General features: G+C 37.3%; 17 protein-coding genes and 4 tRNA genes. 17 read left to right on the top strand and 4 right to left on the bottom strand.

What is annotated here, in order from left to right; genetic code table 11:
• The first annotated feature begins 62 nt into the window (after positions 1 to 62).
• Together IPJ63_01580 and IPJ63_01585 are read left to right on the top strand one after the other, a co-directional pair.
• A complete protein-coding gene (locus IPJ63_01580) occupies positions 63 to 227 on the top strand; it encodes a hypothetical protein (GenBank protein ID QQR76934.1) in 165 nt (54 codons plus the stop codon).
• A gap of 82 nt (positions 228 to 309) precedes the next feature.
• Entirely contained in the window at positions 310 to 1,560 is a 1,251-nt protein-coding gene (locus tag IPJ63_01585) for a T9SS type A sorting domain-containing protein (protein QQR76935.1), read from the top strand.
• Positions 1,561 to 1,601: 41 nt separating this feature from the next.
• On the opposite strand, the gene IPJ63_01590 is transcribed toward IPJ63_01585, so the two are convergent.
• A complete protein-coding gene (locus IPJ63_01590; GenBank protein QQR76936.1) occupies positions 1,602 to 3,086 on the bottom strand; it encodes a CCA tRNA nucleotidyltransferase in 1,485 nt (494 codons plus the stop codon).
• Between the two features lie 49 nt (positions 3,087 to 3,135).
• A tRNA-Gly gene (locus IPJ63_01595) sits at positions 3,136 to 3,206 on the bottom strand.
• Positions 3,207 to 3,287: 81 nt separating this feature from the next.
• Here IPJ63_01595 and IPJ63_01600 point away from each other — a divergent pair.
• The 8 genes from IPJ63_01600 to IPJ63_01635 all read left to right on the top strand — a co-directional run bounded on the left by IPJ63_01600 (position 3,288) and on the right by IPJ63_01635 (position 7,028).
• A tRNA-Arg gene (locus IPJ63_01600) sits at positions 3,288 to 3,359 on the top strand.
• A 621-nt stretch (positions 3,360 to 3,980) separates the two neighbouring features.
• Positions 3,981 to 4,355: a YraN family protein gene (locus IPJ63_01605; GenBank protein ID QQR76937.1), complete on the top strand. Its 375-nt coding sequence runs from the start codon at positions 3,981 to 3,983 to the stop codon at positions 4,353 to 4,355.
• A gap of 129 nt (positions 4,356 to 4,484) precedes the next feature.
• A complete protein-coding gene (locus IPJ63_01610) occupies positions 4,485 to 4,892 on the top strand; it encodes a hypothetical protein (GenBank protein ID QQR76938.1) in 408 nt (135 codons plus the stop codon).
• 119 nt (positions 4,893 to 5,011) lie between these two features.
• Positions 5,012 to 5,082 (top strand) — tRNA-Gly (locus tag IPJ63_01615).
• A 230-nt stretch (positions 5,083 to 5,312) separates the two neighbouring features.
• Positions 5,313 to 5,383 (top strand) — tRNA-Pro (locus tag IPJ63_01620).
• Between the two features lie 92 nt (positions 5,384 to 5,475).
• Positions 5,476 to 5,760, top strand: coding sequence for a hypothetical protein (locus IPJ63_01625; GenBank protein ID QQR76939.1), 285 nt, complete (start codon positions 5,476 to 5,478; stop codon positions 5,758 to 5,760).
• Between the two features lie 67 nt (positions 5,761 to 5,827).
• Complete coding sequence (locus IPJ63_01630) at positions 5,828 to 6,814, top strand: hypothetical protein (GenBank protein ID QQR76940.1); 987 nt, start codon at positions 5,828 to 5,830, stop codon at positions 6,812 to 6,814.
• A 55-nt stretch (positions 6,815 to 6,869) separates the two neighbouring features.
• On the top strand, positions 6,870 to 7,028 hold the full coding sequence (locus tag IPJ63_01635) for a hypothetical protein (protein QQR76941.1): 159 nt from the start codon (positions 6,870 to 6,872) through the stop codon (positions 7,026 to 7,028).
• A gap of 99 nt (positions 7,029 to 7,127) precedes the next feature.
• Here IPJ63_01635 and IPJ63_01640 read toward each other — a convergent pair whose 3' ends face one another.
• Both IPJ63_01640 and IPJ63_01645 read right to left on the bottom strand, forming a co-directional pair.
• On the bottom strand, positions 7,128 to 7,400 hold the full coding sequence (locus IPJ63_01640) for an HU family DNA-binding protein (protein ID QQR76942.1): 273 nt from the start codon (positions 7,398 to 7,400) through the stop codon (positions 7,128 to 7,130).
• A 139-nt stretch (positions 7,401 to 7,539) separates the two neighbouring features.
• Positions 7,540 to 8,313, bottom strand: coding sequence for a winged helix-turn-helix transcriptional regulator (locus IPJ63_01645; GenBank protein ID QQR76943.1), 774 nt, complete (start codon positions 8,311 to 8,313; stop codon positions 7,540 to 7,542).
• Positions 8,314 to 9,205: 892 nt separating this feature from the next.
• On the opposite strand from IPJ63_01645, the gene IPJ63_01650 reads away from it, so the two are divergent.
• The 7 genes from IPJ63_01650 (at position 9,206) to IPJ63_01680 (ending at position 11,736) form a co-directional block, all read left to right on the top strand.
• Positions 9,206 to 9,604 (top strand): hypothetical protein, encoded by a 399-nt coding sequence (locus IPJ63_01650; protein QQR76944.1) that lies wholly within the window; start codon positions 9,206 to 9,208, stop codon positions 9,602 to 9,604.
• A gap of 22 nt (positions 9,605 to 9,626) precedes the next feature.
• The gene (locus IPJ63_01655) at positions 9,627 to 9,788 is read left to right on the top strand and encodes a hypothetical protein (protein QQR76945.1); all 162 of its coding nucleotides are present in this window, start codon (positions 9,627 to 9,629) and stop codon (positions 9,786 to 9,788) included.
• Positions 9,789 to 10,023: 235 nt separating this feature from the next.
• On the top strand, positions 10,024 to 10,263 hold the full coding sequence (locus IPJ63_01660) for a hypothetical protein (protein QQR76946.1): 240 nt from the start codon (positions 10,024 to 10,026) through the stop codon (positions 10,261 to 10,263).
• 102 nt (positions 10,264 to 10,365) lie between these two features.
• Positions 10,366 to 10,698 (top strand): hypothetical protein, encoded by a 333-nt coding sequence (locus tag IPJ63_01665; GenBank protein ID QQR76947.1) that lies wholly within the window; start codon positions 10,366 to 10,368, stop codon positions 10,696 to 10,698.
• Positions 10,699 to 10,754: 56 nt separating this feature from the next.
• The gene (locus tag IPJ63_01670; protein QQR76948.1) at positions 10,755 to 10,916 is read left to right on the top strand and encodes a hypothetical protein; all 162 of its coding nucleotides are present in this window, start codon (positions 10,755 to 10,757) and stop codon (positions 10,914 to 10,916) included.
• Between the two features lie 286 nt (positions 10,917 to 11,202).
• Positions 11,203 to 11,358, top strand: a complete 156-nt coding sequence (locus tag IPJ63_01675) for a hypothetical protein (GenBank protein ID QQR76949.1) — start codon at positions 11,203 to 11,205, stop codon at positions 11,356 to 11,358.
• Between the two features lie 3 nt (positions 11,359 to 11,361).
• The gene (locus IPJ63_01680) at positions 11,362 to 11,736 is read left to right on the top strand and encodes a hypothetical protein (GenBank protein QQR76950.1); all 375 of its coding nucleotides are present in this window, start codon (positions 11,362 to 11,364) and stop codon (positions 11,734 to 11,736) included.
• Positions 11,737 to 11,837: the final 101 nt, after the last annotated feature.

The raw sequence follows: 11,837 nt of genomic DNA on the forward strand, positions 1-11,837 counted from the left end.
ATATGCTTTACCTATCTCACCAAAATTAAATCTTTTTTCTAACTTTAAACCAAAATTAAATTATGAAAATTATTGCAGCACTTAGCATTGCAGTATCTGGATTCGTTATTGCAGCAAAAACAGGAGAATACCTTTTTGCAGTAGGGTCTATATTGGTAGTACTTGTTCTCGGCTTCCATGAAGCTTGGGAAAAAACTTCACCAAAGAGCGACAATAAATACGCTTAAATCTACAAACCTCGATCATATGGTCGAGGTTTTTCTTTGATAGATTTTATTTTGTGAGATAATTTTAAAAAAGCTATTTGAAATGAAAAAAATACTTATATTTTTATTTTTTATATTTCCTAAATTTATTTTTGCACAGAACTTTGTTCCTGTATGGGAAGACACCTATCTTCCAGATCAGGAAGCTGGTTGTTATGTTTCATCTTTGGATTTACAAAATGAAACGATTTTTATCGGACGGTACTGTGGGGCAGAAGACGAGATTGTTTTTGGAGATATTTCCTCAGAAGAGTGGATGGAATGTGATATTCCCGACTCCCTCGGAGAGATTTCTTCTGGTGGTGTAATAGAGGGTGTGTTCTACGTTTATACAGAATCAAACTGGATACTGTCAGTAGATCAGTTGTGTGAAACGGAGGTGGTCGCCAAGAGTGATGGCTGGGCCAAAATATTTTCCGAGGACGACACCCTTTATGTCTTCGGCTCTAGTGTCTATATAGACGATACCTTGTCCCCTCCTTTTGTTCACTCTTTTGTTCCTGCGACGAACACTTGGGAGTCATTCCCAAATCCAGAATCTGAATCTGTGATCGGTCTGACAATTTTTCAAAACAAAATGTTTTGCGTTGGACTAGATGATGGGATTCAAAAGATTTTCCAACTAGACGATTCTCTTTGGAATGTCGTTTATGTTTTTCCAGAAGATGAGCATTTCGTTTCTTGGGAACCTGTCGAAGATAGGATTTATGTTTCCTCGACTAACTTCGCTCCCCCACTTGAGTACGGAATATTTTCTGAATTCAAGGACGGAGATATGGACTCGTTGTTTTCAAGTGATGGAAATATTCTCGACATTTCTGCGAGCGACTGCTTTGTAACTGTTGTTGGTAATTTTACAAATTTTGGAAATTGCGATGCAGAGAACCTGGCGATGTTTGATCGATCTACAAAAGAGATTGTTCAGACTGACCGCGGACTTGATGGAAATGGATATGCCGTAGTTGAAAGCGACGAACTATTTTATGCAGGCGGTGCGTTCACCTATGGAGCAGATATTTATTCACCCGGAATAATATCTCTTCCCTCTTGTTATGAAGTTGGTATCGAAGATATTTCAGAAAACGAGATAAAGATTTTTCCAAACCCAGCAACAGATTTCCTTTCAATAGAAAACGGTGTTGGAAAAGTTGTTAGAGTATTTTCTTTATCAGAGGAAATATATTTGATGGCAAATGAAATTGAAAATAGAAAAGTTTTCGATGTTGTGAATCTTTCATCCGGAACTTACTATGTTTTGATTGAAGGAAAAGTTTTTTCTTTTATAAAAATATAAAAGTTCTACCCACTCAAAAGCGCCCCACCGGAGCGCTTTTTTTACTTTTTTACATTATGTTTTTTGTGTATTTCCCCAAGCTCCTTTTCTTCTGCCTCATCTTTTGTTTGTTTTGCTTTCTCTCCGAGTTTTTTCAATTCTTCATCTGACAACTCGTTTAGCTCCCCTACTCTCTTGTCCAAGTATTCACGTGTATTTTTTTCTGGTTCATCGAGCACTTCTTCGAGAAGTGAATTTAGAATCCAACCCATGCGAGGTCCTGCTTTTACACCAAGTTCTTTCATTAGAATATTTCCATCCACTACAAGTTGCGATACAGATATCGGATCACGAAGTACTTGCTCGATCATCGCATGATATTTACGCAATCGATAAGGAGCCTCAACTTTTGCCATACCAACACGATCGCACTCGCGCACATTCATAAGAGTCCAGATATTTTCTACACCTACATTGCGCACAACTCTTCGTACAGCAGAAAGTGTAATCTGTTCTGTGTCAGAGAAGAACATGTGATATCGCACAAGACTCGTTACAAGCTCGATTGTATCTTTCGGAAACCTCATCCGCTCCATTATCACGCGTGCCATACGAGCACCGACGACTTCGTGTCCATAGAAGGTATAAGCTTTCTTGATCCCCTTTCTTCGAGTCTTTGGCTTTCCGATATCGTGAAAGAGCGCAGAGAGTCTGATCTCAAGTGGCCATCCTTTGTCAGCTGAATGCTGGAGAGCCTGTAGTAAGTGTTCGTATACGTCGAACTTGTGTGCACCTCCTTGCTCACAACCAATCCCCTGTTCAATTTCTGGAATTATATATTTGAGCATGCCAGTTTTTTGAAGCATTGCTATTCCAACAATTGGTTCTGGTGACATGATTATTTTTATAAATTCATCACGGGTTCTTTCTGCAGATATTTCTGAAATACTTTGGGCAGTTTCAACAATGGCTTGTAACGTATCGCTTTCGATCGCAAATCCAAGTTCACAAGAAAAACGAATTGCTCTAATCATGCGTAGAGCGTCCTCAGAGAACCTGTCTGAAGAATTACCAACGGTGCGTATAGTTTTGACCTTTATGTCCTTTATACCCTCAAAAAGGTCAATTAATTGGCTTTTAGATGGGTTGTAGGCCAGTGCGTTGACCGTGAAATCCCTTCTGGATAGGTCGTCGTTTATATTTTTGCTAAAGGACACAGTATCTGGATGTCTTTTGTCTGAATACTTACCTTCAGTGCGGTATGGTGTTATTTCAATTTGCTTAAGTGTCTTATCTTCTGTATTTTCTAGAATAATCGCAACAGTACCGAAATTATTTTCGTATACAGTTTTTTCATATAAAGGAATTATTTCTTCGGGTACTGCATTTGTGGTTATGTCCCAATCTTTTGGTTTACGATTTAACAATAGATCACGTACACACCCACCAACAAGAAAAGCCTCAAAACCTGCTTTTTCTAAGGTATTCATTACTTCCAAAATTTCGCTTGGAATACTTTCATTTTTTATTGTCTTTTCAGGGCTCATTTGAGCTTTTTAGTTAGTAAACATAAGTTTATTAACCTATTGTATTTTGTGCGGGATAGGAGAATCGAACTCCTGTCTCATCCTTGGCAAGGACGTGTTCTACCACTAAACCAATCCCGCAGCGGTTATTGATATAAAAGAGATTATAACAGCAAAAGCTTATTTTGCAATTTGTTATATAAAGCTTATACTGACCTTACTGCACCCATAGTGAAATGGATATCATACCGGTCTTCGGAACCGTTGTTGGGGGTTCGAATCCCTCTGGGTGCACATGCGAGGAGGACTATTGTCCGACGATTCATGTACAAGGCGCAGAGATACTTCAAGTAGCAACTTGAAGTATCGAGCCAGGGGCGCGAAATTTTCTGCGCGACGGCGAAGAAAATATTTGTGACCACTAATGACCAAATAGAAACCAATGTCCTTTACACCCTGTCTTTTACACACAAAAAACCCTTATTTTTCAACAAAATGTGGATAAGTGTGTGTACATAGTTCATAAAGGACAGGTTGTTGGTATAAAGGAAATGGGCGTATATCGCTATTTTAGCTTAATTTATAAGGGTTTTTATCTAGATTGACTGCAATAATGCTTTTTTGTGTCTTATAAACAGCCTATATGTTTCACGTGAAACATATAGGCTGTTTATATATTAAATTAACCTTTTTTGTTACACATGAAACAAGAAATATCATCCTTTTGTATGTAAGCACACCAATTTGTGTTTTATTTTTCCAATTGCACATAATTTGGTTTCATGTGTAACAACGAAATTTATAAATAGCTAATCTTGTTTTTGTTTCATGTGCAACGTTTATATGTAGGTGTATTTACATACTTTTGTTTTTATAATCTCTGTGTAACAATAAAAATACTGTTACACATGAAACATGCCTAAAGTATTTACTTCAAAATCTCAAAAGAAAGGTGAATTGGGAGAGGATTTGGCCTGTAGGTTTCTCATGAAACATGGTTATTATATTGTGGAGCGTAATTACACACGAAGACTTGGTGAAATAGACATAATAGCCGAAAAATACGGCGTGATTCACTTTATAGAGGTTAAATCAGTCTCTTTTTATGCAACCATTAGGCCTGAAGAAAATATGCATCCAATGAAATTAAAGAAAATATATAGGACAATAGAGGTTTATATCCAAGAGAGGGGTATAAAGGACAAAGACTGGCAACTCGATCTAGTGTGTGTCCTTTTGGATGAAGTGGGGAAGAGGGCTAAATTTAGAGTTATTGAAAATATTGTTTAATTTAAAAATAGAAAATTATTTTTATAAAACTCCACGCAATTTAAGTGTTGTCAAAAAAAATAAAAGGTGTAATATTTACTTTGTTCTTTAAACCAATTTAATAACACACAAAAAAACAGCGATCTGATTATGAGTAAAACCTCAGCCCACTTCTTGGAAATGGAAAAATTTCTAAGATCGAAAATCATCCAAATGAAAAAAATGGGTGATGAACAAAAAGACAAAGAATTCAAGGCCCTAGCTATGGGAATTGAAGAAGCTGTTGAAGGTCCAAATATGCGGAACTTCAGTCACAGCTTTCATTTCTCAAAAGCGGTAAATGCGGTAATCCATCGCAAGGATTTGAATCCACTTTCTCTCGAAGCGACTAAAATTCGTACCGAGGTAAACCTAAAATACAAGCCCGATAGCCTTTCTCCTACAGAGAAAATTGCGATTGAACTTGTATTGGCTCTGTTAACTTTTTACATACTCGGTAAATACACTGAGTGGGTTGAAAGATTGTTTGAGCGTGCGAATGAAGAGGCATTTGCCTAAAATTTTAAACCCTGGGTTACCGGGGTTTTATTTTTGCAAAAAAATGATTTTGGTGTTAATATCGCATAGTATTTAAGTGCTGTAGAAAAGCGGGCTTGTCCGCTACAGCTTTAACAGAAGCGGGATTAGTTAAATGGTATAACTTCAGTTTTCCAAACTGAAATCAAGGGTTCGATTCCCTTATCCCGCACATAAAACACACGGCTCGGACGCGAAAGCGTTCGGGTCTTTGTGTTTTACTGCGGTAAGGGAATCGAAAGACGGAGACGGTATACAAGACGAGCGAAGCGAGTGCTTGTCGCCGAGTCGGGGTCGCAGAATTTTTTGTAATAAAATATCTGTGACCGATTCCCTTATCCAATACAAACAAACTTGAAAATTAAGGATATCTCGGCTATACTGAGCGCTCAGGCAAAACATCGGGGTGTAGTATATCGGTAGTATACTTGTTTTGGGAACAAGAGGGCCGGGTTCGATTCCCGGCACCCCGACAAAGAATAAAAACGGCGTAATGCCGTTTTTATTCTTTGTTATCAAACAAATAGACTGTAACAGAATAATTATTTAGGTATATAATCTAGATATGGAAAATATGAATCCACCAGAGGGTGAAAAAGGGAGAGAAAGATTTGTTATTGGTAGTATTAGAAAGTCTCCAATAGAAGAACAAAATAAAATACTCGATGATATAAAAAAAAGAATCGAGAAAAGCAAAGAAGATAAAACAAAGAAAAAAGAAGGAGGACAAAATGATCCAGAAGGCTCACCAGATGAAGATGAACAAAAAATTATTCCCGGAGAACAAAACAAAGAGCCATATTCAAATCCACCAGATAATCCAAATGAAAAAATAGAAAAAGAACCTTAAGAAGGTTCTTTTTCTATTGCTTGCAATTTACTTTAGATAAGAGTAAAAATAACCAAACACTTGTTCAATGAGAGTTAAAAATTTTTGGGATTATAAATCTTATTTTTCTAGCTTACTTTTTTGGAGTACGGTGCGCCGCAATATTTATAGAATATTGTGGCGTGTAATCTTATTTTTCATCCTGTCTTTTTTTGGAGCTTGGATACTAGTTGCCTTGTATGGTTTTTTATTTGAAAGAGGGGAGTACGATCTTTCCGTTGAAACATTTAGTCTACTTTCTCCAGATGCATCAAATTATACAAGTGGGGACCCTGAGACAGACATGATTGTAAACTATTATGCAGGTAAACAAGATATAAGCAGAGAGTGGAAGATCATGCAATTCTATCAAGACACTTTATTTAGACTTGAATTGTCTATCTACGGAACAGGAAAGGTAAGAGATAGTATCAAAAATGTAATAAAAAAAATCGAGTCTATGTCGTACGAGGAATTTGATATTGATTTGATAAAGAGAGGTATTGATATAGAAGAAAGATTTCATTTTGCGCCTGATAGCCTAAACAGTACGGCAACATATCAAACAATATGGAAAATATATTTATCGCTTGGTGCGCCCAAGTTAAAATATTGTCCGAACTCGAAGTCTTTTCCAATGCAGTACGCAGATGCTTTCTATGACCCAATAAATAATAGAATATTTTTGTCCAAACTCTTAGAAAGGAATGGAGATTCTTTGAAGGTCAATAGATATTATTGCTATACGTGGAACCCTGACCTTTTCTTGGAGGAGCTTGGGCACGCAAAGCAGTTCAAAGACAAGCCTGCGAGCTCACTGTCAAAATACTTATCTGGAATGGCAAACTCTAGGTTTGTATCTTTCTGGTCTTTTGTTTCTTTTGAGAAAAACAAAGATTGGAGCAGTGCATATAGTTTGGAATATATCAGAAGAGGTTCATTTGAACGAGAAGCTCATTTGGAATTGGGAGGGTTGTATAAACAGATGTTTTATTCTGTTGTATTTTCTACTCCATATGAAGATATTTTTTATTAGAAAAATCCACCAATTTATTGGTGGATTTTATTTTTGTTTGGAGTATAGTCTAGATATGGAAAATATTTTAAATACTGAAAGTCAAAGTTCTCACGAAAGCTCTATTCCAAATACTGCTCCTGACACTAGTGGGCAAAGATATGATGGGGGAGAGCGCGAAAGTCATCGCGACCATACTCCGTCGAGTGCACCAAGTACTCCAGAACAAAAATAAATACAAAAGAAAAAACCCGGGGATAGGACCGGGTTTTTTCTTATATATACATATACATTTAAATTTTCTAGACCTGCCTGCGCAGGCAGGGAAAATCTATTATTTAACTGCGTCCTTGAACGCTTTTGCTGCACGAAACTTTGGAACTTTTGTAGCAGCAACTTTTACTTGCTCACCTGTCTTTGGGTTGCGAGCCATACGAGCTGCACGATCTTTTACAGAAAAGATTCCTAGACCTGCGATTGAAACTTCACCTCCTTTTTTCAAAGTACCGATGATTGCGTCAATCAATCCGTCTACGATTTCTTCAGCCTGCACTTTTGTGCCGCCAACTTTTCCATGAACCCATTCAACCAATGCTTGTTTATTCATATATAGTTTTAGTGGTAACTAAGTGGTAATAAACGACCCGCCTCAAGATCCCCGCCATGAGGGAATCATTATGCGCTTGTAAATAGTATAGCTCCCACTCAAATTTACGCAAGCAGGTAAAGGGATTTTGGGGTTTTAGCTACTTTGCCTGCTCCCAAGCAATTTTATACAAAGATTTTAGAAGCGAAGCTATCTTACTGTTTTTGATAGTTATTGAATGCAGTCCACTATCCCAAACAGTAAAACAAGCAGTATCTCCAAATATAGATGCTTGAACTTCTGGGTTATATATTTCCCTTGGAAGAGAGCGAACTTCTCGTCCTTTGCCGATTGCGTCCAATTTTTCACTGTCTGTCATAGGAGAATCTGGCATCAAAATCATGGATTTTATACCTTTTTTCATACGTAATTTACGGTAATCAGCCAATCTGTCACGAGCAACAGTAAATTTCTCCGGATCTCCACCTAGTCGTAACACTTCGCTATGTTTTCCTTCTAGAGAAGAATAAAAAGTTTTCACAAATCCGTCTTCTCCATGAAGTTCTTCGACCACTATAGGTTCTTCGCCTTTTTCTGTAGCAAAAATAGCATTTAGTTCTGGAAGTGTTTGTTCTAAGATACTTTTTCTTTCATTTAGAATATTTTGATCAAACTCAACAAGAGATCTAATCCTTTCTGGGGTGTCTATATAAAAAAGTCTTCGTTTGCCTTGCTTGTGCACTAAGACAACTCCACGTTCAATAAGTTCTTCGGTTGCTAGGTGGACACTTGAACGAGGAAGACCGACTGATTTTGCGAGATCTTGAATAGACAGAAGTCCTGCACCAAGTAAGCTAGAGAACACTTCAACTTGTGTCCTGTCTAAACCCGCTTTACGAAGAGAAGATTTAAATTCTTGAGATAATTGTTTCATAAAATGACAGAAATCTTTGACAAAATATTATTAAATCCAACAAAACCCATTATATACTTGATTTTACTGGAATACAAGTAGTATAAATCATTGACATTTAACTTCAGTCGTGTTACACTATCTCCAGATAAGTTCGATGAAGAAATCCAATCGAGGTGAGATTACCGGAAGTTGCGTGGTTGCCATTTCTGGTAACCTCCCTTCGATTAGGGAAAAGATTCACGTTGAATAGATTGCTCATTATCTAAAAGGCGCACCAGGCGGATCTGGTGGAACCACAAAAATGAGTAGGGCGAGTCTTCACAGATTTTCCTAGAGTCTACAAAAAACACTTCCGAGGTTCGTTGTCGAACAAAGAATGTTTTAAATCGGGTCCCGTGTATGGATTCTAGCCACACAGCTGTGTAGGAGTGATCGATGGCCTTAAAAAGCTGGAGATTGCGTACGGAATTCATACCTTGGTGTAGCTCTAAAGTTTTCGGAAAAGGGATTGCCAATGTGTCCGTGGCACCCTTTTCTCGAAGATAGATTAAGTTGATCTTTTTCAAAGCAAAAATATGGGTGACCTTACCCAACCTGTCAGAGACAGGCAAAGGCTATGCATCTTCACAATAAAGCTGGATTGATTCTGGCCTGAATCAATCACAACTTTAGCGTATCCAAGTTTTTCGGCAGCGGTACTCGTTTGCAGCTTGACTGCAAACGAGGATTCCCTCAAAAACTAAAGTGGAGGCTCGCAATCTCTACAGGAAAAACTTACAGTACCGGCGGGTACTGCAAAGTAATGAAGAATGGACGATCGCAATTGTCGGTCGTCCTTTTTATCCAGACTACAATTTCGATTGCGGTTTGGTAGAAAGTAAAAAGTTCTTTTCACTTACAAAATAAATAAATGAAATCCACAAAGAGTTACGTAAAAGAATTGGAAGATTTACTTGGACCAGTCGATGAAAAAATAACAAAGGAGGTAAATGACCACTTTGAAAAAATAGAACAACAATATAAATGGATGGAAGAAAATAATATTCCACAAGATTTGAGGAAGTATTATTTTGATCTTGAAGTTTTGAAGACACATGACTACAAGCCTGTAGCTGTAACTACAATGATGTGCGAAAACACTTTTGTTTTTGAAACAGAAGATGAAGCAATTAGAGCATTTGAACAATTTGAGAAACATCCAAGCGGTGAATATATATCAGGTTGGTGGTACAGCAGAGAATCTTTTGATAGCTCAATCAAAGAGTATGCAAAAGAGGTTGGCTATGATCCGAAAGTTATCTGGTTCTAAATCTAAAAAATTAAAAAAACTTATGGAAAACACATTGGACAAAATTGACCTTCAAAAAGAGGCTGACAAATTACTTTTGAAAAACGGTTTTCAAACAACCGGCGATAAAAAAAAGAGGATTTGCAAAGCACAAAGATTTTTTGAGAAACGTATTTTGATAACACCAATGGGGCATAAGAGATAAGTTGTACATGTCGGACGGGTAACCTGTATAACCCATCACCGTTCCACGAAGGGTATGGGGGCCGACATCCTGGGAAATGAGAAGTGGTCAAATGAACCGCTTCTCATCTTTATCAGACTCATGAGTTTGTTTCGTGGGTCTGTAGAGATATTGAAGTATAAACAGAGAGCATTGCGTAGGCACTGCAGTGCTCCGTGTTTGTTCTTTAAATAGTTTCACGAGTAAAAATCTATATATGGATATTCAGAAGTTAAACTCAGCTATCGGTAAAAAAGTATTTGTCGTATCGCTCCGTATGAGAGTAATGCGAGTGAGTGATTATGGAAAACTCGAAATGGTAAATGAACCAAACAATATTATTTTGGCTAAAATGCCGTTTGGAGACAGCATAATCCCATTTGATGAAATCTTAAAGGTCTATGATGATCAAGGTTATGTTGTTTACGACAATGAGCCTTCTAAAAAGAAGAAATAACCTGATACGAAGATATATTCCATACGTTTAGTCAGTTTCACAAGTAAAACGAAAAAAGACAAAAGAAACGTTACACAAAACTAAACTAAAAAACGTAAACGTATGGAAAGAGAAACTTTTACCGTAACCCTTTGGTTCAAGGAAACAAAGGACGGGAAACGGGAGCGACCTGTTTCACTTACTTATCATCTCGACGGCTTCTATAGCAAGAAGCAAACCAATCTACTCTATAAAATATATTCTGATGTTTATGGTCAGATAAGTATGAGTGGGTATGGATGGCTCGATGAAGCGGTAGTGTGTATATGGATTCTCCCTAAACAACCTTTTCTCCCTTCTACATTGCGCTACTGTGAAACAGTGAAGGCTTGGCTCGATTTTATTGAGTTTCAAGTTTCTGTAACAGTCAGCATATTGTATGAGAAGGAAAGTTAATTCAAAGAAGGGAGCAATCCCTTCTTTTTTCATTTAATTTTTTAAAACAAAAAATTATGAGCAAGAACAAGAAAAATATTCGTATTGTAATCAAGAAAGATTTAGCAAAAGACAATCGTGAGATGTCCAGAAATGTATTTGCTAATGTAAATGTAAAAGAGAAGTCATTCAAGGATAAGTCCAAATATACAAGAAAGGTAAAACATAAAGACACTTGACAAACACTAGCTACAATGTTATACTACTCCTAGCTCAATAAAAGAGCTTATATTGATCCGGCAGCCGTGTTGGCGTCCGCTAGCTTTCGCAAGAAAGCCCGTGGACTAGAACAACCGGCATAATTAGGTCAGGGCGATAATGATGAGAACGAATTCTTGATTCTAAACCATGTGGGGTTTGGAAAAGATATGAAGGGAAGCCCTAAAACAAATTGCGATGTGCCATGGCCTATCGCGCCCCCGAACTTTTTAAGTTTGGGGGTTTTTTTATGTTAAAATTCATAATATGACAAATCCAAAATACACACCCGAGGAATACAAAGAAATAGTCGAGAAGATAAAAAATGGTACTGCAACAGAGTCCGAGATAAAAGATATCGAGGAACTTGTTCGCAACGCAACAATCGAGATTAATAATATTTTAGAGGAAGACAAGAATTAATTTATGGACAAAGAACCAACACAAAATACAATAGAGAATACAGAATCAGTGGATATGGAACAGTTTGGTGAGAATATAAAAAATGCATCTCCAAGTACTCTTCTAAAAATAAAAGAGGTTATGAAACGCCCTGAAACATGGACTGGTATAGCGACCATGGTAATGGGAAGCATCGTAGGAGTACAGGTATTTGAACATAGTGAGGTGGTAAAAGAAAACTGGGATGATCTAGGGAAAAGCGCAGAAAGTTTTCGAGGCGTTTTAAATGCTTATAAGGTTTTTGCTTCTGGTGTGTTCACAATGGGAGTCCTAGTAACAATGCTTGGGATAAGTAAAGGTGGTGATATTGCAAAACAAAAAGCTAATTTAGAACAATAAAACCCGCAAGGGTTTTTGTTTTTTATAACCTATACCACGCACTCGGTAATCTAGAGTTTATTTACCGGAAAATTTTTCTCTTATCCACCACTTTTAAAAAG

The sequence above is a fragment of the Candidatus Nomurabacteria bacterium genome (assembly GCA_016699365.1).
GTDB lineage: Bacteria > Patescibacteriota > Minisyncoccia > Phycocordibacterales > UBA9973 > CAZLWF01.

Excerpts from the sequence above, each read along its gene's own strand:
- IPJ63_01645 (QQR76943.1), bottom strand. The coding sequence starts at position 8,313 with ATGAAACAATTATCTCAAGAATTTAAATCTTCTCTTCGTAAAGCGGGT.
- IPJ63_01650 (QQR76944.1), top strand. The coding sequence starts at position 9,206 with ATGAAATCCACAAAGAGTTACGTAAAAGAATTGGAAGATTTACTTGGA.
- IPJ63_01590 (QQR76936.1), bottom strand. The coding sequence starts at position 3,086 with ATGAGCCCTGAAAAGACAATAAAAAATGAAAGTATTCCAAGCGAAATT.
- IPJ63_01680 (QQR76950.1), top strand. The coding sequence starts at position 11,362 with ATGGACAAAGAACCAACACAAAATACAATAGAGAATACAGAATCAGTG.
- IPJ63_01660 (QQR76946.1), top strand. The coding sequence starts at position 10,024 with ATGGATATTCAGAAGTTAAACTCAGCTATCGGTAAAAAAGTATTTGTC.
- IPJ63_01670 (QQR76948.1), top strand. The coding sequence starts at position 10,755 with ATGAGCAAGAACAAGAAAAATATTCGTATTGTAATCAAGAAAGATTTA.
- IPJ63_01640 (QQR76942.1), bottom strand. The coding sequence starts at position 7,400 with ATGAATAAACAAGCATTGGTTGAATGGGTTCATGGAAAAGTTGGCGGC.
- IPJ63_01630 (QQR76940.1), top strand. The coding sequence starts at position 5,828 with ATGAGAGTTAAAAATTTTTGGGATTATAAATCTTATTTTTCTAGCTTA.
- IPJ63_01625 (QQR76939.1), top strand. The coding sequence starts at position 5,476 with ATGGAAAATATGAATCCACCAGAGGGTGAAAAAGGGAGAGAAAGATTT.
- IPJ63_01665 (QQR76947.1), top strand. The coding sequence starts at position 10,366 with ATGGAAAGAGAAACTTTTACCGTAACCCTTTGGTTCAAGGAAACAAAG.
- IPJ63_01610 (QQR76938.1), top strand. The coding sequence starts at position 4,485 with ATGAGTAAAACCTCAGCCCACTTCTTGGAAATGGAAAAATTTCTAAGA.
- IPJ63_01675 (QQR76949.1), top strand. The coding sequence starts at position 11,203 with ATGACAAATCCAAAATACACACCCGAGGAATACAAAGAAATAGTCGAG.
- IPJ63_01635 (QQR76941.1), top strand. The coding sequence starts at position 6,870 with ATGGAAAATATTTTAAATACTGAAAGTCAAAGTTCTCACGAAAGCTCT.
- IPJ63_01655 (QQR76945.1), top strand. The coding sequence starts at position 9,627 with ATGGAAAACACATTGGACAAAATTGACCTTCAAAAAGAGGCTGACAAA.
- IPJ63_01580 (QQR76934.1), top strand. The coding sequence starts at position 63 with ATGAAAATTATTGCAGCACTTAGCATTGCAGTATCTGGATTCGTTATT.
- IPJ63_01605 (QQR76937.1), top strand. The coding sequence starts at position 3,981 with ATGCCTAAAGTATTTACTTCAAAATCTCAAAAGAAAGGTGAATTGGGA.
- IPJ63_01585 (QQR76935.1), top strand. The coding sequence starts at position 310 with ATGAAAAAAATACTTATATTTTTATTTTTTATATTTCCTAAATTTATT.